Here is a 20,032-nt window from a genome sequence, read left to right as displayed (position 1 = left end):
GTCAATTTTTACATCATAGGCGTCATTTTTCTCGGGGTTAAAACTATTTAGTTTAGTACTACAATTTGTTTAGTATTTGTTAAGGGTTCATCAATCTTATAGTCGATTTTACAGGAGTAACTTATATAGTTAAGGATCTCAACAAGACTTTCATTTCTGAAAGTTGCAGTAAATGAGGACTTGCTGATTTTCGGGGTATTTCGAATGAATTCAACATTAAATTTTCGTTCGAGGATTCTTAAAACGCGATCAAGTGGTTCATCCTTGAAAACCAATTTTCCATCTTTCCATGAAGTAAATTCATTCATATTACCATCAGAAATCTTCATACTGTCGTTTATTAGATCATAAATGGCAATTTGCCCTGGAACCATTAGATATTTATCATGTTCCCTTTTATGCACCCTCAACTCCACGTTCCCGCTTTCAAGGAATATATCGACCTGATTCTCTTCAGGATACGCATTTACATAGAATTTTGTTCCTAACACTTTAACCTCTACATCTTTTGCGTTTAAGACGACTGGTAATTTTTTATTTTTCTGAATATCAAAGAATGCCTGCCCATTAAGTATCAGGTTCCGATTATCTATGGAATATTCATTATTATACTTCAATGAGCTTCCTGAATTTAACAACACGATTGATTTATCCGGAAGGACCACTTTGGAGACCTGTCCAAAATCAGCAATAACCTCTGTATAGATCAATTCGCTCTTATTGTTAAAAGATAAGTTGCCCGTTAAGTTGAGCACAACCGAAGTTATTCCAACAACTAATAAAATTATTGCTGCATACCTGGAATAACTGTAAAGTGATCGTCTAATTTCAGAGAATTTAATTCTCTTTTGAAGCGCCTTGAATGATTTTTCAAGATGGTAGTCAGGAACTGAATTTGAAGACGAAATAAGTGCCCATAAGAGCTTGATTTTTTTGTATTGTTCTCTGCTATCCTGATCGTTTTTCAAATCAGTTTTGCCTTCTGAGGCTTTAGAGTCAGAATTACCTGTTACTAGTTTGGTAATATTTTCGGATGGTTCCATTTATTGCTTTTAAAAGAACAATGCACGAGACCTTATTTACCCCCCCCCCTCTAATTAAACTTTCCTTTCATCTGGAAGCCAGTTATTAATTTTAGTCCTTTCTACTGTATTAGCAAATAGGCTACAAAAGGGAGATAATCTTTCAGAGCAATTCTAAAAACTTTCAAGCTTTTAGAAATATGTTTCTCTACTACTTTAACAGAGATATTGAGTTCTTCAGCAATTTCCCTGTTCTTCTTATTTTTAAATCGACTCATTATAAATACATTTCTATTTTGAGGAGGAAGTTCTGCCAAAGTTATCTCAATGATGCGTTGTATTTCCTGAATTGTAAATGTGGAGGTATCCATTGAATCTAGAACTTCCATATTAAGTTCCAATTCATCTCTGTTGATTGATGTCGATTTAAAAAGCTTTTGTCTGTAACGTTGATCTCTCAATCGATACAGACAATTATTTTTCACCACGGTAAATAAATAGGCACTTAAATTGGAGTTGTCTTTCAACTCCAATCGCTTATTCCACAATGTAAAAAACGTATCCTGCAATATATTTTCGGCAATATCCTTCAGTGGAATAAATTCCAAAACATAATAATACAACCGTGGAAAGTATTTGTTGTAAATAACTTTGAATGCAATTTCGTCGCTATTCTTAAGTCTTTCCAATAATTGAGAATCGTTTTCAAACATTACTTGGGAGCATGGTACATATAAATTTAATTAATTCCAATGCCAATAAAAACATTAAATCAGCTGCTTTACAAAATCTCAGTCAACGTAACAGGTCTATTTTCTACCATCGATTTTTTGGCTGCCAATCCAATTGCAATGGATAGTAAGCCATCATTTCCATCAACCGGCACCTCTCCTCCTGAAACTAATGCATCAATAAATTCGGCCATTTCCTGATTATAAGATGCATCATATCTCTCCAGAAAGAAATTCAATGGTAAGTCGCCAGAAATGCCGTCTTTTGTATATAATTTATGATTATTTGGAAAGTTATTTTCGGCTTGAGCCATTCCCTTACTTCCAAAAACTTCTAAACGCTGATCGTAACCATAAACGGCTTTGCGACAATTGTCAATTACCGCCATTGATCCATCTTCAAAAGTTAAAGTAATAATGGCTGTATCAACATCCCCAACTTTTCCAATTTCGGGATCAACCATTACTGCGCCTTTCGCATAAACCTCTTTAACTGCTTTCCCCGAAATGTAGCGAGCCATATCAAAATCATGAATCGTCATATCTAAAAACATCCCTCCAGAAACCTTCACATAAGAAACTGGTGGTGGCCCCGGATCCCGACTAGTGATTTTAACAATTTGAACATCCCCAACGGCATCGTCCAACACTAATTGTCTAATTTTTTTAAACTCCGGATCAAAGCGACGATTGAAACCAAGCATTAATTTTACTCCGGCACCCTTTACTGTCTCCAATACTTGCTTTACCCGATCAAGTGAAAGATCAAGGGGTTTTTCACAGAATATTTGCTTTCCTGCGTTCGCTGCTTTTACCACATAATCAGCATGTGTGTCGGTTGGCGAGCAAATTACAACTGCATCAAGCTCCGGCACCGCAAGCAATTGATCGAAATCTTTTACAAAAACAGGAATATTAAATTGGTCAGCAATGGTTTTCGATTCATCTAATAAATCCATAACCGCAACAACTTGAACGTCAGAGAAATTTCGGCACAAATTTTTCAAATGAATTTTGCCAATCCGGCCTAAACCGGCAACAGCTACATTTATTTTTTTCATGATGATTCTGATTAATCTATTAAAGTCCTAATGATTTTATATACTGTCGGTTATTATCAGCACACTTCTTTGGTGACCCCATTCCTGGAAGAACATCCTGCTCCACTACAATCCAACCATCATACCCTTTTTTATTTAAGATATTTACGATGGATTTAAAATCAACATTTCCTTTACCTAATTCGCAAAAGACACCCAACTCAACCGATTTAAAATAGTTGTATTTATTAATAGCGGCTTCCTTTCCTATTTTGGGATCATAATCTTTGAAGTGAACATGCCAAATCCGATCCTGATATTTTTTCATTGCAGCAACAGGATCTCCCCCTCCAAAAGCATAATGCCCCATGTCCAGGCACAATCCCAAAAGTTCAGGATTAGTAAGTTTCAATAAAATATCAACTTCCTGCGGCGTTTCCACATACCCACCACAATGGTGATGAAAAACGGTGCGTAAACCATATTTTCCCTTGACGGCTTTCGCTACTTTTTCGGCTCCTGCGGCAAATACGTTCCACTCTGCTTCAGATAATCCCATATCCGGTGTAATTCTGCCAGCATTGTTGGTTCGCTCTTCTACCGATCCGTTTTCATCCGCCAAAACAATAAAAGCATTTTCGTAGCCAGCCTCAAACATCAGGGCCGCGGTTTTCAATGCAAGATCTACCCCATTATCATGAGCTTCTTCCTTTGCCAGTGCAACAGGAACAAATGCACCTAACAGCTGTAAATTTTTCGCCGTTAAAGCTTGCTTCAATTCGTCTGGAGTAGTAGGCATAAACCCCCAATCGCCCAATTCGGTACCTTCATAACCAGTCTCAACCATTTCTAAAAGAACCTGCTCATATCCCAGCGATTTTCCTTCCAGTTCAAATTCAAGGGCACCCCAGGAACAAGGTGCATTGGCTATTTTTATCATGTTATTATTTTGATTAAATGTTGATTTTGCTTTTTAATAATTCGAGTTTAAAACTTGCGAGACCATTCCTTCGGCCAGCGTTCAATCACCACTTTTGTCTGAGTATAGAATTCGATTGCATGACGTCCTTGTGCATGCAAATCGCCAAAGAAACTGCTATTCCATCCACTAAACGGGAACTGTGCCATAGGAGCAGCAACACCAATATTAACACCAATATTTCCGGCATTTGCTTTATTGCGAAAAGTACGCGCATTTAAACCACTTGAAGTGAAGAGACAAGCCATGTTTCCATAGGAATTACTATTCACAAAATCGATTGCTTCATCGATGGTTTGCATATGCAATAAGCTCATTACCGGTCCAAATATCTCCGTATTGACCACTTCACCATCTAGAGCTACATTTTCGAGAATAGTAGGTTTTACAAAATTCCCCAACTCATATCCGCTAATTTTTGCATTTCGTCCATCCAACAGCAAATTGGCACCTTCACTTACTCCTCTAGCAATTAAAGTCTCAACTCGTCTTTTACTTTCAGGCGTAATCACAGGTCCCATCTCAATGTCTTCATCCAATCCGAAACCAGTAGTTTTGCTTTTAGCGGCTTCTACCAGCGCTTCTGTAATTATTCCTTTTTGATCTGCTACTGTAATAATATTTGAAGCTGCCAAACAGCGCTGCCCTGCGCAGCCATAAACACTGTCTGCAACTATTTTAGCCGCCATTTCAATATCTGCATCGGGCATAACGATTACGGGATTTTTTGCCCCTCCCTGAGCCTGCACTCGTTTCCCATTAGCAGCCCCTCTTTGATAAATATATCTGGCAACGTTGGTGGATCCTACAAAACTTATTGCTTTAACCTCTGGATGATCAAGAAGTGCATCTACGCAAGATTTTCCACCATGGACGAGGTTAATTAGTCCTTCAGGAATATCAAGCTGATCGATTAATTCAAAAGCCTTCATCATTGTCAAAGGCACCTTCTCTGAAGGTTTAAGGATGAAGCTATTTCCGCATGCAATCGCATAGGGCAAAAACCAAAATGGAATCATGCCCGGAAAATTGAAAGGAGAAATGCAAGCACTAACTCCTACTGGCTGACGAATCATAAACTCATCAATACCTGAGGCGATATCTTCGGAGAATTCACTTTGAATTAGAACCGGAGTTGCACATGCTGTTTCTACATTTTCAATGGCTCGCTGAATTTCAGCTTTTGATTCAATAAAACTTTTACCACATTCCAATGTAATTAACCGCGCTATTTCGTCCAGTTTATCTTCCAGTAACTGTTTCAATTTATAGAGCGGTTGAACTCGCTTCATCACCGGGGTAGCACGCCACACTTTAAAGGCTGCAGAGGCAGCAGAAACAGCCCCTTCAACGTCTAATAGGGTTTTGTCCCCATAAGGAACTTTGGCTAGCACTTCCTGGTTAGCAGGATTCACAACAGCAATTGTTCCTGTTTCTTTACTTGAAACCCAACTTCCATTAATGTAATTCTTTAAAACTTCCATATCTTCTGAAAAATTAATTTTACTTCTATTCTAATTTTGCCCAAGCAAAATGTAAATCATTATAGTTATCACAACTAATATTATTGAGAGGTGTCGTGTATATTTCCATGGAATCATTTCCATATTTAGCGGAGCCGTTCGGATTGAATAATTCTTACGCGGATAGAAATACGAAACAACAAACATGAGGGCTACATTCAACACAAATTCAATTCCCCAGTTATGAATAAAGTGTATATCTATTTTAAGGATGAATGTGGTAATGATGTAATAGAACAATCCAAATAATAAGGCAACCTTTGCGCCAACAGCAGAAATCTTTTCCATATAAAAGCCAGCTAACATGATAGATGCGATTGGAATGAAAAATATCCCATTTAGTTGCTGAAGTAATTGATACAAACCTTCCGGCGCTCTTGCAACCATAGGAGCCGCAATAATAGCCGTAATAGCAAGAACTGACGATAGTGCCCTACCAATCCAAACTAATCTTTTCTCGGAAGCATCCTTATTAATCATCCTTTTATAAACATCAATACTAAATATGGTTGCCGCACTGTTTAACACACTATTGAAGGTACTTAAAACAGCACCCATTACTACTGCTGCAAAGAATCCTGTAAGACTGAGTGGTAAAACTTTCTTGATCAGCGCCGGATAAATCAGGTCCTGATTATCATACATGGAATCACCAAAATAATAGAATCCAATCACCCCAGGAAGTACAATAATTAATGGAACCAGAATCTTCAAAACACCAGTAAACAAAAGTCCTTTCTGTGCTTCTTTCAGGTTTCGTGCTCCCAACGCCCGTTGTATGATGGTTTGGTTCATCCCCCAGAAGTACAGCTGATTAATAATCAAACCTGTAAAGAGTACACCAAAAGGCATTACTGAATCTCTTTCCCCAATCACGTTAAATTTTTCGGGAGCGTTCTCATATACTTTTATAAGTCCTTCAATTGGGTTGCCACCACCGATACTTATTAAAGCAATAAGGGGAACCAGAATACCTCCGGCAAGTAAGCCAAAACCATTGATAGTATCTGAAAAAGCAACCGCTTTCAATCCTCCAAAGATTGCGTAAACAGAACCAATCACACCAATACTAACAACAGTAAGCCATAATCCCTCCGAACGTGTAATCCCCAAAACTTCAGAAACATCAAATATACTTTCAAGATTGATTGCCCCGGTATACAATACGATGGGCAATAGAGTCACCACAAAAGAAATCACAAGAAACAGAGCTACCAAACTACGTGTAAGCCCATCAAATCTTTTCTCTAGATATTCTGGAATAGTTGTCAAACCAAGCTTCAAATATCTCGGAATGAAAAATATAGCTGCAATTACCAAGGCAAGTGCAGAAGTAACTTCCCAGGAAATTACAATAAATCCATTCTTATAAGTGGAACCATTCATTCCAATTAGATGCTCGGTTGAGATATTGGTAAGCAACATGGATCCTGCAATAACAATTCCCGTTAGGCTTCTACCACCTAAAAAGTAGCCGTCTGAAGAATCCAGTTTTTCCTTTCGAAGTTTAAACCAGGTGTAAAATGCAACAAAAGCTGTAAATCCTAAAAATGTGAGTATAGTTAGCATGCGTAGTTAGGTTCTAAGTTTGTATTCTTCTAGTTTTCAGCATCTACAAAAAGTATTTCTGATTTTTCTTTTGAAGTACATAGTTTTCATACGCTTTTTGGACTGATTCTGAATTAGAAACTTCAGCGATTGGAACATCCCACCATGCATACCCGTAGCCTGCCATTTTTCTTTCGGGTACGGTCTTTATGTGTATTAAAGTGGTTTTATTCTCATTCTTAGAATTTGCTAAAGCCGTATTAAAAGAATCAATATCTTTTGCAGAATAAACTTTTGCTCCCAGACTTTCAGCATTTTTTGCAAAATCAACAGGCAATGGGTCCCCTTCTATCAAGCCTGTCTCTGAATTTCGATACGTGTATTTTGTACCGAACCCCTCGCTTCCTATCGATTTTGATAGGCCGCCAATACTGGCAAATCCGCCGTTTTCAATTAGAATAATGGTTAATTTATACCCTTCTTGCAAAGAAGTTACAATCTCAGATGGCATCATTAAATAACCGCCATCACCTAGAATAATGTAAATTTCACGTTCAGGGAATGCCATTTTTGCACCTAGTCCACCTGAAATTTCATATCCCATGCATGAATAGCCGTATTCGAGATGAAAGCCTTTTGAATTTCGGGTACGCCACAATTTATGCAAATCGCCAGGAGCGCTTCCGGCAGCACATAACACGACATCTTCCGGCTTCGAAAAATTATTAACTGCCCCAATAACTTCAGCTTGACTAGGTACTGCTCTTTCATCAGCCTGATAAGCCAATCTTACTTTTTCATCCCAGCTTTTATTAAAATCCGCAACTCTTTGACGATAGGCCTGATCAACTTTGTAATCCCCAACTTTCTCAATCAGCTCTTCTAAAATCGCCTTGGCATCTCCAGTCAGTGCCAATGCACTATGCTTGTGAGAATCAAATTCAGTAATATTTATATTAATGAACCGTACCTTTTCATTTTGAAAAGCAGTTTTTGAAGCGGTTGTAAAATCACTGTATCGCGTTCCAATCCCAATAACCAGATCAGCCTCGTTACTAATTGCATTTGCTCCTTCTGTGCCTGTTGCACCTGTCGCACCAAGGTTATGAGCATCATCATAAGGTAATGATCCCTTGCCTGCGAATGTCTCACCAACTGGGATTCCTGTTTGATGCACAAAATCTTTCAGGCTGGACTCTGCTTCACTATATATGACTCCTCCGCCAGCTATTATCATAGGTTTCTTTGACGAACGAATCCATTCTACTGCTCGTTTTATAGCATTAATATCTGCCCGTGATCTGGCTACATGCCACACTCGTTTCTCAAATAAGCTAATTGGAAAATCACACGCTTCAGCCTGTACATCCTGAGGAACACATAGCGTAACAGCACCAGCATCAGCTGGAGATGTTAACACTCTCATTACTTCAGGAAGAGCTGTTATTAATTGTTCCGGACGATTGATGCGATCCCAGTATTTTGAAACAGGTTTAAAGCAATCATTAACTGAAATATCTTGTGAAATAGCAGATTCCAATTGTTGCAAGACTGGTGCTACCTGTCGTTTTGCAAACAAATCACCGGGCATCAGCAGCACCGGAATACGATTTATAGTTGCACCAGCTGCAGCTGTTATCATATTTGTAGCGCCAGGCCCAATTGAGGATGTACAAACAAAAGTTGACAACCGGTTCTTCATTTTAGCATAACCAACGGCGGTGTGTACTGCAGCTTGTTCATTTCTCACCAAATAATATCTGAAATCCGGATTCTGCTGAAGAGCTTGCCCAAATCCAGCGAGGTTGCCATGTCCAAATATTCCAAAGCACCCGGCAAAAAATGCTTGCTCAACTCCATCTCTTTCAGAATACTGGTTCTTTAGAAATTCGATGGTAGCCTGAGCAACAGTAAGTCTTTTCGTTTTCATAAGATTAGAATTTGTGGATTACAAAAAGTTCTGATTCGGTATGATTTGAAATATTAAAAGCCTCCTTTTGATTCTATGAATGCTAAAATCTCTTTTTCAAATGGAGTAAAGTTTGCGCACCCCAACTGTGTTACAACGTGGGCTCCACATGCATTTCCCATCCGACAGCATTTATATAAACCCCAACCTTTCAGGAATCCATAAATGAAACCGGCAGCAAAAGCATCGCCAGCCCCCAAAATATTAACAACTTCTACAGGGAATCCAGGAACGGGCTCAACTTTACCATCTGGAAGATAAATGATGGCTCCTCGTGATCCGGTTTTCACAATCAATGCATCAACACCTAGCTTCAAGATCCCGGCTATCGCTTCATTTAGGTCTCCTTTAATTTCTGGTGCAGAGATCTGTTGATGGCTGATGCTTAGTTGCGATTCATCCGAAAGATACGCGGCAAGAATTTCTTCCTCTGTACCTAAAACAATGTTTACATTTCGCATAAAAGCTCTGACAGTAACTCCAAAAGCACGAATATCGTGCCACTGATCAGCTCTAAAATCGAGATCAAGCATCACTGGAATTTCATTCTTTTGTGCAATTTCTGCAGCCAAAAAAGCAGCACTCCGGGTTGGTTCGATATTTAAAGCTGTGCCGGAAACCTCTAGTAATCTGGATTGCTCAATGCCAGCTTTTAATACCTGATCAATATTTATTTGAGAGTCAGCGCAATTGTCACGATAATAAACTAACGGGAACCGATCAGGCGGTTCTATTCCCAAAATAACAGCAGAACTTCTGGTCCCTTCAATGACACGGACATTCTCGGTAGCAACTTTTTCATTTTCCAAAAAGTTAAGGATGAAATCTCCCACTTTATCACGCCCGACTCCCGAAAGTAACGAAGCTTTCAATCCAAGGCGACTGCAGCCGACGGCAATATTTAAAGGCGATCCTCCTACAAAAGCATGAAATCCCGGTATATCTTCAAATCTGCTTCCCACTTTTTGTGAATACAAATCAATCGAAGATCGGCCATAAGTAATTACGTCGTATGTTTTTTCCTGGTTCGTCATCTTAGTTATTTCGTTTATTTGTTATTCATTTCGGCAGTTACAAGTGGAACTCTTGGATCTAAGCCTTTCCATGAATTATAAATCCATTTATGATCCGGATCATCCGTATTGGCAAGCGACTGGTCACTTCCTGTCAGGAAGTTTAAATAGTACACATTGTAACCATGTCCTGCAGCTACCGGATGATAACCTTCCGGAACAAGGACAACATCGTTATTTCGAGCTACTGCAATTTCATCCAGACTGCGGTCATCATTGTATATCTGCTGAATTGCATAACCTTGTGGCTTGTCAATTTTGTAGAAATAGGTTTCTTCAAGGCATGCTTCAATCACATTTCCGCTGTCATCAACTTTCCGATTGTCATGCTTATGTGCAGGAAAAGAGCTCCAGTTTCCGGAAGGAGTGTAAACTTCAACACAGACCAGGCGATGACAATCAAATCCAGGTTGCAATAAGCTGTTTATTTGCCTTGTTGCATTATCTCCTCCCCTTATTTCGATGGCAGCTTCTTCCGGACGCTTAAAATATGCCGGATGATCTTCATTAGTTTCGCACCATCCATAAGCGATATCCAGCATATCACTTTCAGCTGTCAATTCAAATTGAGTGTTGCGTGGCAGATACAATGAATGAGCGATCCCACTAAAAACATCTTTTCGTCCATTGACGGTTTCCCAATTTCCTTTCTCAGTTTTCACTGAGTAATTTCCACCCAATAGGATGATCGCGTATTCATTTTTACCAGTATTATCAATCCATTTCTCACCCTTCTTCATTAAGCGGGCCTGAAAATTCAGATACTGCCAGTTCGTTTCCTCTTTCAAGACACTCTGGTATATTCCTGATTGAGAAACGGGTTTGGCTAAAAGTGGATATTTCTTATCTCGTATCATGATCAAATTATTTTAATTCACTTGCTTTTCCTATTGCCTTTAGTAGTTCAAATTTTTCGAGATTAAAATCCTCCAGCTCCTTCATATATGTTCGTCCAGGAACAACCGGATCAAACTGAGCTGGCGAATGCTTGAAAAATTCGCGATGCACACGAGCCCAAATTAAACGAGCATCTGTAGCGATATTTATTTTACAAACGCCATATTCTATCGCTTTTTGCAATTCTTCAGTAGAAACTCCTTTTGCATCCACACCAAGTTGTCCTCCAGCTGCATTGATTCGTTGAATTTCATCGAGATTCACAGCTGATCCTCCATGTAAAACCAATGGAAATCCGGGCAACCGGTTTTGTATTTCCTCCAAAATATCAAACTGAAGCCCCTGCCCTCCTGAAAATTTATAAGCTCCATGGCTGGTCCCTATAGCAATTGCCAAACTGTCGCATCCTGTTTGAGCCACAAAATCTTCAACTTCTTCGGGTTGAGTGTATTTTTTGTGCTTCTCATCAACAGTTAAATCATCTTCAACACCGCTAAGTACGCCTAGCTCTGCTTCAACCGTAATATTCTTGTCATGAGCAAATCGCACAATCTCTTTTGTATGCGAAACATTGTCTGCAAAGGTTTCATGCGAAGCATCAATCATAACAGAATTATATCCACCAGAATGAATACAAGCCACTGCATGTTCCATATTTCCGTGATCAAGGTGAATTGCAAAAACAGCACTGGGATAAATTTTAGATGCTGCAGAGATCATCGACAACAACATTTCAGAGCTCGCATAATTTCTTGCCACAGGAGTTGTTTGAACAATAAATGGTGCATCTGCTTTCTGAGCTGCACGAAATAAAGCATGGATTTGCTCCATGCACCAAACGTTTACTGCAGCAATTCCATATTTGCCATAACTGTTTTTGAATATTTCCTTGGTAGAGACAATCATTATATGATATACAATAAGTTAGAACTGAAATCCGAATGAAATTTAGTTCTTTATTTAGATTGATTCCAAGAAAAACACCAAAAATGTTTATGCAAAGGTTTGCATAAATCAGCTATAGAAATATAAAAAACAGAAAATATATGAATACCATTTTCTACCTTGACGACCCTCTGATTATCAATTCGGGAAAGAGTTTTTCCACCCGAATTTTGGAAATATCATTATCCGTCTGAATACGTTTCATTAGGATTCTTGCCGACAACATTCCTAATTCATACGTTGGTTGCCAAACGGTGGATAAAGAAGGTTTAAAATAGCAGGAATGGGGATCATCGTCAAATCCGATAACAGAAATTTCATCGGGTATCACAATGCCCGCTTCTTTTATTACATACATTGCACCAATAGCAACGCCATCGTTAATTGCAAATATCGCATCAGGACGTTTTGGAAGTGCAAGCAATTTTTTAGTTAAATCAATTCCGTGCTCGGGAGCAAATCCATTGGTTTCCACAATATATTCATCTCGAACTGGAATTCCATACGTTTTCAATGCGTTCTTATACGCTTCAAGCCGGTGCTTTGCAGTTGACAAGATCGAAGGTCCGGCAATATGAGCAATTCTTCGACATCCAGAATTAATTAAATACTCAACAGCTTGGTATGCCCCCTGATACTCATCAACAAAAACTTTATCCACTTCAATTTCTTCACAATCACGATCAAAAATTACCAATGGGATATTGCTTTCTTTCAGGATCTTAAGATGATCAAAGTTTTTTGTTTCAGAAGAAGGTGAAATCAGAAAACCATCCACCTGAATAGAAGTAAATGTGCGAACAATAGACATTTCCTCTTCATACGATTCATTGGATTGTCCAATAATCATATTTACTCCCAATGGATTTAGCAAATCCTGAATTCCACTTATAATCGAAGAAAAGAAATGGCTGGTAATTTCAGGAACAATAACGCCAATAGTATTTGTCCGCTTATTTAGCAGATTCAATGCCAATAAATTAGGCTGATAATTGAGCTTTCGGGCCAGTTCAATAACAGCATCACGGGTTTTTGCGCTAATTGCAGGATGATTATTTAATGCCCGGGACACTGTAGATGGAGAAACATTTAACTCCCGGGCAATTTCAGTTATGGTTGTTCGTGATTTCATTTAACACTTGTCAAAATAAAATCTAAACCTATGAAACTGTTAACTAAAACTATATGCTCCCAAACATTTAAATTGAAAAAAAAATCAGCTTCTTGCTCCAATCGACTTTCTATTTCAACAGATCATCAAGTTCTGACATTCTAAAAAATACAGTTGCCCCTAATTCTTGAAGTTCCATTTTGTTTGAATCATTTGCATAAGCGTAGACTTTAAAGCCTCCGTTCAAAGCGGCTTTAACTCCAGTAATGCTATCTTCTATTACGGCACAATCGTTTGGTTTAAATCCCATTTGTTCTGCCACATATAAGTAAATATCAGGCTCGGGTTTCCAGCTTCCAATATCGTAACAGCTATAAATGGCACCATCAAACCATTGAATAAGATTTGTGGTCGTAAGATTCCTTCTAATCTTTTCAGCCGGCCCACTGGAAGCCACAGCAACTGGGACTGTTATATTTTTTAATATTTCACGAACACCCTCAATAGCCTGCAATTCTGTTCCAAAAGCCTCATACGATCGTCTCCTAAATTCTGATTCAAAATTGTCAGGTAATTTCTTTCCAACGATTTCTGTGAAAAAATTCAGATTCTCTTTCATCGAAGCACCTGTGATTTGGTCCAAAATAGTTTCAAACCTTAGATTACATCCCAGCTCTGAAATCATCTTTTGAAAAACTTTGGCCGATATCCGTTCACTATCAACTAATACTCCATCACAATCAAAAATTACACATTTGTATTTCATAAAAACAAAATTACTTAAAAATGCAAAAAGCACTTAACTTTCAAATTAAGTGCTTTTCATTAATCGTAGACCTTGAAATGTTAAGTCTATTTCGTATAAATATTTAGTTCTTTACCCTTGAGCATGTCGTCATAATCTACAAACCATCCCTTGAGCGGTTCTTCACCAATGGTAATTTTATCAATATTTTTACCATTACCTTGTTTTACGATTGTGAAGATCTGGCCGTCACCAATCTCCATCTCAATTTTGTCAAAAATTGGCACAGACACAATGTATTCAGGATCTGCAGGTGAGTATGGGAATATACCCAACGCGTTAAAAACATACCATCCAGTCAGAGATCCTTGATCATCCATTCCTGGCAATGCAAGTCCTTCTGGTCCCATTCCAAAGTAATCTGCCAAGAGTTTATCCAGAATAGCCTGTGATTTTTCCGGTTTATTTAAGAAGTAATAAAGGTATGGATAATTGAAGTCGGGCTGATTACCCATACAAAACTGTCCGATGAAACATGAAACATTATCGATAGCATATCCTCCCCAAGGAATTGAGAAGAGTGAATCCACTTTCAACTCAAATTCTTCAGGGCTCTTAAACAAGCCGATAAGTCCCTCGGTATCATGCGGCACAAAAAATGTAGACTGCCATGCATTTGCTTCGCGGTACATAAATTCATAATATGGATAAAGTGGATCAAATGGTGTTACCCATGTACCATCAGCAAGACGGCCTCTCATAAATCCAGTTTGGGCATCGAACACATTCTTGTAGTTCTTACTTCTTCCCATCATCGTTTTGTAGGTATCCGTATCACCAAGCTCTTTGGCCAACAGTGCAATTGAATAATCCGAATACGCAGATTCGAGTGTTTTAGTAGTTCCTGCAGTTGATACAGTTTCGGTTACAGGATTCTGAATATTTTCTTCCGGCACGAAACCAAGTTCCAAATACTTAGCATTGTGTGGTCTCGCCCCCCTTACACCGTCTCCGGTTGGAGTATTGGCGTTGTTAAGCATTAGCTGATAGGCTTTCTGCACATCATAATCCCTTACGCCACGCAGATAAGACCCGGTGATAAAAGTTGAAGCAAAATCGCCGTGAAACGAAGTAGGCAGGAATCCTGAATTCTCGCCACTGAGGATTATGGATTTAATAATATCACTACTTACATCAGGCAAGAGCATGTTGAGGAGGACGAGTTTAGTACGATAAGTATCCCAGAAATTAGGGCTTGTATACGTTTCGAACCCCGGTTTTATTACCTTTCGTGCTGACGCCGGAGATCCGCCAGGAGTTCTCCTTTTTCTTTCCCAAACAGCTAGTTCACCATTAACATCGCTGGTGACGTTCGATTCCCAAAACTGCCTGTATAGGCACGAATAGAACATCTCTTTCTGCTTGTCTGTTCCACCGGTTACCCTTATTTTATTCAGGAGTTTTTCCCAACTCTCATCGGCAGCTTTGTAAACTTCATCGAAATTTTTGTCGGCTATTTCTTTTTCGTAGTTGAGTTTTGCATTTTCAGCGCTTACACTCGAAATACCTATTTTAACCTCCAACGGCGAGTCTGAATTTTCGAAACTTAAAATAGGGATATCAATATTACCTGTAAGCTTTCGCTGACCACCAGCGCCTTGTCCACTGGGCGGAATGTCGGGCTGATTGGGATTACGTTCGTAAATATCAATGCTTTTGATCTTTTCGCTTACTACGGCGTAAAAATGGAGTCCACCCTGTTTCCCGGTAACAACGTTCTCACCAGCCTGGTCGATTTCCCAACTACTGCTGCCACCTCCTGCATGCACAAGGTCGAAAGCAAGTTTTTTATCCTTCCCGCCGAGATAAGTATATTTATGATACGCACACCTAGGAGTGGCTGTAAGCTCGGCGTTAATATTATACCGCTCCAGCAGAACCTGATAATATCCGGGATGCGCCTCTTCGTTTGAATGGCTAAAGCTCGAAGCAAAATCATCAGCAGTAAAATCATTACCTTCAAGTGGCATAATTGGGATATTAAGTCTTCCCCACTGCGTTCCGCTTGTTTGTGCGATTGCTTTGATTGTATTCACTTCATATTCGTAACCGCTACCACTTCCGTAAGTTGTAACCGGAATTACCTGCACCATTCCAAATGGTACAGTTGCCGCTGGTCCTAAAAGGCCATTCCAGGTTCGCCAAGGCGGATTATAACCAAGGTCAGCAGAGTCAGTCAGAACAGTCGTTCCGATCAGTGGGTTTACGTAACTCGTAAGATGAATTTCTGGCTGAGCACAGCCAAAAGCAAGCAACATGAATCCTGCTATTAGAAATCTACAAAATCTGTTCATGTGTTTATTAAATTTAGGTTTAGTAATTTATATATATAACTCGTATAGTGCTATTCGTTTCTAAAGAATTACTTGACTATTTTATATCCAAATTCGCAAAATTGCGTCACTACTCTCTACGGATTTTTATTGGAATAGAATCAGTCTAAAAATAAATCGACCAGAGTTAAATATTAACAATTGTGAAGTTTATACCCTCAAACCTTTGATGGAAAAAAGAGAGAAATGTGCGAGTTGAAAACGTTTGTCGAGAATAATGAATATTAATGTGCATTGTTAAAGTGTTTAAAGTGTGTGTTAATTAAGTTTCTTGTGCTTGGTGCAAAAAATGCTTGCGAATCAATAATAGCCATCAATTATTTGACCAGAATAACTTTCTTCAACTAGATTTCATTCGCATTTGTAAAACTAAACATTTGCATAATAAAACGCAATATTATAAATACACTGACATTTTTTGCAGGGGTTTTAAGCACTGAATTTTTGATTTTGATCTATTCCATCACGTCAGACTTGAAAGAGATATTGGAAGTTATGGGCATATTTCAGGAAGCGTACTTTAGTAAAAAAGTTTTTGCTGATTTAAACGAAGGTGAACCAATATCTTACTAATTCGCTCCAAGGTATTCATCGTAGAAACCTATGGATGAAAAAAATTCACGCTTAATCATTGTTCATCACCTTCTCTAATATTATACAAACCACAAGAATGCCGAACGATGTACATTTTACCCCATTTCAATAATGACTCATTCTTTCAGTATTAGTCCAATACCAACAAGAAGGAGGCTGTTGTAATGACAGCCTCCTTCTTTCAATTACTTTAACTTTTCTGGCGATAAACGCAAGGTGTAGGTGAAGTCACCTCCCTGATCATTGCCCGGATAAGGAACTTCGTAGTGTGGCAGACAAGAGTCGGAGAAACAACTGTTGTTACCAATACCACGTTGCCAATAGTCGAAATGAGCAAACACTTTTCCATTGCGGGTAAGGTCGGCCCAATGTAAACGCTCGTATTGAACATGATGGTTCCATTCCAATTCATCGTAATGACTAAGTGAGAAGGAAACCATTCCCTGAGTCTGAACACGCAGGTTTACCTTAGCATCTTTATTGGTAAGAATAAGTTCGCGTAAGTCTTGGCGGTCGCCATACGATTGCGGATGAACATACTGTTCAACCATATCATCAACGGTAGTGGTATAGCGTCCCAGGTATGATCCTGTCTGACGGTCTTTGTAGTTCGACCACGGACCTTTTGCGTAGTATTCTACGCCTTCAAAACCTTCGGCAAACTGCATTCCCAAACCAAGGCGACGAAGGCCTCTGCGTTGAGGATCGAACGTTACTTTCATATCGATTGTACCATTAGGATAGATAGTGTAATTAACGGTATAATTGGCTTTCCAACCGGTAGCTGCCATTGAAATAATGGCATTATTGCCCTGTTTGCTGAGTTTGGCTGTGATGTTATGACCGGTGATACCCGTAGCTCCATAATCATATTTATGGTCGCCGCCGTCTCCGTTGTTTTTCTCATATTGTTTACCTTCTGTATCGTTGTCAATGCGACGGAAGTCGTTGTATTCGGGTGCACCGGCAATCAGCTCCTGTCCGCTGAAAATGTAACTTTTCAATGCGCCATTCTCGTCAAACTCTACAACAAAATTATCTCCAGCAACTTTATTGCCGGTAACGCTAAGGTTTCCTTTGGCACTGATGGCTGGCAGATCACCACGTTTCGTTACAACAAATTGCTCATCGGCCAGTTGATAGCCGGCCTTTGCCCACGCTGTTGCTTCTTTTAAACAAAGTCCTACAATTACGGTGTATTCAGAACCGCCGTTAGCAATTTTTTTGATTGGCAGGTTTATGATACGCGATTCTCCCGATGGGATATCCACTTTTTTCACCTCACCGTCTTCAATTAAACGACCGTCTTTACGTACCTCGTACGTCAGGTAAAACATATCCGCCAGGTTGTTGAACGGATATTTGTTTTTGATGGTTACCTGCTTATTGTCTACTGTTAATCCAGAGAACTCAACGTATTGATATACCTTTTTTATTTCAGTCAGTTTGGCTGTCCAGGCACGATCAGGCGTTACAATACCATTATTCAGGAAGTTACCCTGAAAAGCGTGATCATTATAACGGCCGGGATTATTGATTACAAAATCATCGTAGTCATAACCCGATCCCCATGCATGAAAACCGTTTTCGTCAACTAACTTTCCTTCTTTAATTCTAGCAGGATCGTATATCGATTGATCAACCCAATCCCAAACACAAGCACCAACGATACCGTTACTGCTTTCGATGACCTGCCAATAATCAACCAGGTTACCCACAGCTTGTCCCATGGCATGTGCATACTCGCAAATGAAAAACGGTTTCCCGTCTCTTCCATTTGCTAAACTCTTTGCGCCATCAACGCTGGTGTACATTTCGGAATGCATATCAGAACTACTTCCGTTACCATGACAGTGAATATATCGATCGTCCAGTGTTTTAAGCACTTTATAGGCCTCATCCAGGTTATTCCCGTGTCCATTCTCGTTACCCAACGACCAGAAGATAACACTTGGGTGATTGCGGTCGCGAAGTACCATTCTTACATCACGGTCAACAAAAGCATCGCGCCAATCCGGATTTCTTGTTAAACTGTTGTTACCGTGACATTCAAGATCTCCTTCATCCATAACATACAGGCCATAGGCATCAAACATATCGTACATTTTTGCCTGACGCGGATAGTGACTGGTGCGGACAGTGTTAATATTTGCCTGCTTCATCAGGGTGATGTCTTTCAACATGGTTTCAACATCTACATAACGGCCGTAAAGCGGATGAGAATCGTGTATGTTTGTTCCCTTAAAGAAAATGCGTTTACCGTTGATGGTGAAATAATGGTTATCGCCATTATCAACCATTTTAATATTACGAAACCCATATTTGGTTGAGAATACCATTTCTTCTTTGCCGTTAGCCATTTGGCAAATAACAATTGTGTAGAGGTAAGGATTTTCGGTATTCCAGGGACTAAGCCCGCTCAATGTTTCGGTAGTAAGATTCACCTTTGCTGAGGCCTCAGAAACCGTAACAGTCTGTTCTTTTGAAGCAACAAGTTTGCCTCTAGCGTCCAATAATTCCAGTTTAAAGGTTTTGCTTGTTTTTTCATTATCGCGATTATCAATATCCAGAGCTACGTTTAGTAGTCCGCTTGTTCCGTCTTCGCTTTGGTTTTCAACAGTGATATAATGGTCGCGAACAAAAGTTTTTGGAGTAGCAACCAGGTACACATCGCGGTGAATACCACTTAAACGCCATTGATCCTGCCCCTCTAGGTATGAACCATCAGTCCAGCGAAATACACGCACCGATAGCTGGTTTGTGCCTTGTTTTGCGTAGTCGGTAATATCAAACTCGGCATCGTTATTTGCCCCTTGCGAGTAACCCACAAATTTCCCGTTTACATAAACTACCGCACCACTATACACTCCACCGAAATGGATGAATACGCGCTTGTCGTTCCAATTGGCAGGCAGATCAAAAGAGCGGCGATAGAAACCTGTGGCATTGTGATCGACAATACCGTGTTCAACGTGCCCTTCGCGTGCATAAGGCGGCTCGTTTATAAACGGATAACCGGTGTTGTTGTAGGTAGGTTTGTTGTAGCGGCTGTCCATTTCCCAGTTCATGGGTACCCTGATGTCGTTCCATTGACTGTCATTATAATCGGCCGCCTGAAATTCACTAGCACCGGGACCTTCTTTGGTACCTTTTACCCATTTAAATTTCCAGGTACCGTTCAGGTCGATAGTCATTGCCTTAGTGGGTGTTAGCCACGGCACATCGTAGTTAACATCTGCCTTCATGTCTGCTGCGGTAGCATAAGGGAAAAAGGTAGTGTGTCCTTCCTCCTTGTTAACAGCAAACACTTTTTCGTTCGAAATCCAACTGGTATCGAAATCTTTGGCTTTGTTTTCATCATTTTTGCTTTGTGCCATTACTGCGTTAAACGACAGCGTTAAGCATAATAAAATTTGATATAATAATTTTACTTTTTTCATTTCTATGATTTTTATAGATCAG

Annotated in this window: 14 protein-coding genes; all 14 read right to left on the bottom strand. The window is 39.5% G+C overall.

Features of this window, described 5'->3' with window-relative positions:
- Positions 1 to 47 precede the first annotated feature (47 nt).
- Complete coding sequence (locus ACUNWD_RS10600; RefSeq protein ID WP_445587779.1) at positions 48 to 1,043, bottom strand: FecR family protein; 996 nt, start codon at positions 1,041 to 1,043, stop codon at positions 48 to 50.
- A 101-nt stretch (positions 1,044 to 1,144) separates the two neighbouring features.
- The gene (locus ACUNWD_RS10595) at positions 1,145 to 1,735 is read right to left on the bottom strand and encodes an RNA polymerase sigma-70 factor (protein WP_445587778.1); all 591 of its coding nucleotides are present in this window, start codon (positions 1,733 to 1,735) and stop codon (positions 1,145 to 1,147) included.
- 68 nt (positions 1,736 to 1,803) lie between these two features.
- A complete protein-coding gene (iolG, locus tag ACUNWD_RS10590; protein WP_445587777.1) occupies positions 1,804 to 2,814 on the bottom strand; it encodes an inositol 2-dehydrogenase in 1,011 nt (336 codons plus the stop codon).
- Positions 2,815 to 2,833: 19 nt separating this feature from the next.
- Positions 2,834 to 3,733, bottom strand: a complete 900-nt coding sequence (locus ACUNWD_RS10585; protein WP_445587776.1) for a sugar phosphate isomerase/epimerase family protein — start codon at positions 3,731 to 3,733, stop codon at positions 2,834 to 2,836.
- A 47-nt stretch (positions 3,734 to 3,780) separates the two neighbouring features.
- Complete coding sequence (locus tag ACUNWD_RS10580; protein ID WP_445587775.1) at positions 3,781 to 5,256, bottom strand: CoA-acylating methylmalonate-semialdehyde dehydrogenase; 1,476 nt, start codon at positions 5,254 to 5,256, stop codon at positions 3,781 to 3,783.
- Positions 5,257 to 5,286: 30 nt separating this feature from the next.
- Positions 5,287 to 6,864, bottom strand: coding sequence for a solute:sodium symporter family transporter (locus ACUNWD_RS10575; protein WP_445587774.1), 1,578 nt, complete (start codon positions 6,862 to 6,864; stop codon positions 5,287 to 5,289).
- A 43-nt stretch (positions 6,865 to 6,907) separates the two neighbouring features.
- On the bottom strand, positions 6,908 to 8,773 hold the full coding sequence (gene iolD, locus ACUNWD_RS10570; RefSeq protein ID WP_445587773.1) for a 3D-(3,5/4)-trihydroxycyclohexane-1,2-dione acylhydrolase (decyclizing): 1,866 nt from the start codon (positions 8,771 to 8,773) through the stop codon (positions 6,908 to 6,910).
- A 53-nt stretch (positions 8,774 to 8,826) separates the two neighbouring features.
- The gene (gene iolC / locus ACUNWD_RS10565; RefSeq protein WP_445587772.1) at positions 8,827 to 9,846 is read right to left on the bottom strand and encodes a 5-dehydro-2-deoxygluconokinase; all 1,020 of its coding nucleotides are present in this window, start codon (positions 9,844 to 9,846) and stop codon (positions 8,827 to 8,829) included.
- A 14-nt stretch (positions 9,847 to 9,860) separates the two neighbouring features.
- Positions 9,861 to 10,742, bottom strand: coding sequence for a 5-deoxy-glucuronate isomerase (iolB, locus tag ACUNWD_RS10560; RefSeq protein ID WP_445587771.1), 882 nt, complete (start codon positions 10,740 to 10,742; stop codon positions 9,861 to 9,863).
- Between the two features lie 7 nt (positions 10,743 to 10,749).
- Complete coding sequence (locus tag ACUNWD_RS10555) at positions 10,750 to 11,688, bottom strand: class II fructose-bisphosphate aldolase (RefSeq protein ID WP_445587770.1); 939 nt, start codon at positions 11,686 to 11,688, stop codon at positions 10,750 to 10,752.
- A gap of 154 nt (positions 11,689 to 11,842) precedes the next feature.
- Positions 11,843 to 12,859 (bottom strand): LacI family DNA-binding transcriptional regulator, encoded by a 1,017-nt coding sequence (locus ACUNWD_RS10550; RefSeq protein WP_445587769.1) that lies wholly within the window; start codon positions 12,857 to 12,859, stop codon positions 11,843 to 11,845.
- 109 nt (positions 12,860 to 12,968) lie between these two features.
- On the bottom strand, positions 12,969 to 13,604 hold the full coding sequence (locus ACUNWD_RS10545; RefSeq protein WP_445587768.1) for an HAD family hydrolase: 636 nt from the start codon (positions 13,602 to 13,604) through the stop codon (positions 12,969 to 12,971).
- Positions 13,605 to 13,690: 86 nt separating this feature from the next.
- On the bottom strand, positions 13,691 to 15,937 hold the full coding sequence (locus ACUNWD_RS10540; RefSeq protein ID WP_445587767.1) for a GH92 family glycosyl hydrolase: 2,247 nt from the start codon (positions 15,935 to 15,937) through the stop codon (positions 13,691 to 13,693).
- An 818-nt stretch (positions 15,938 to 16,755) separates the two neighbouring features.
- On the bottom strand, positions 16,756 to 20,010 hold the full coding sequence (locus ACUNWD_RS10535) for a glycoside hydrolase family 2 TIM barrel-domain containing protein (RefSeq protein ID WP_445587766.1): 3,255 nt from the start codon (positions 20,008 to 20,010) through the stop codon (positions 16,756 to 16,758).
- Positions 20,011 to 20,032: the final 22 nt, after the last annotated feature.

The sequence above is a fragment of the Sunxiuqinia sp. A32 genome (assembly GCF_052690465.1).
Note: the sequence above shows the minus strand (reverse complement) of the source record. Positions and strands in the feature narration are given on the sequence as shown.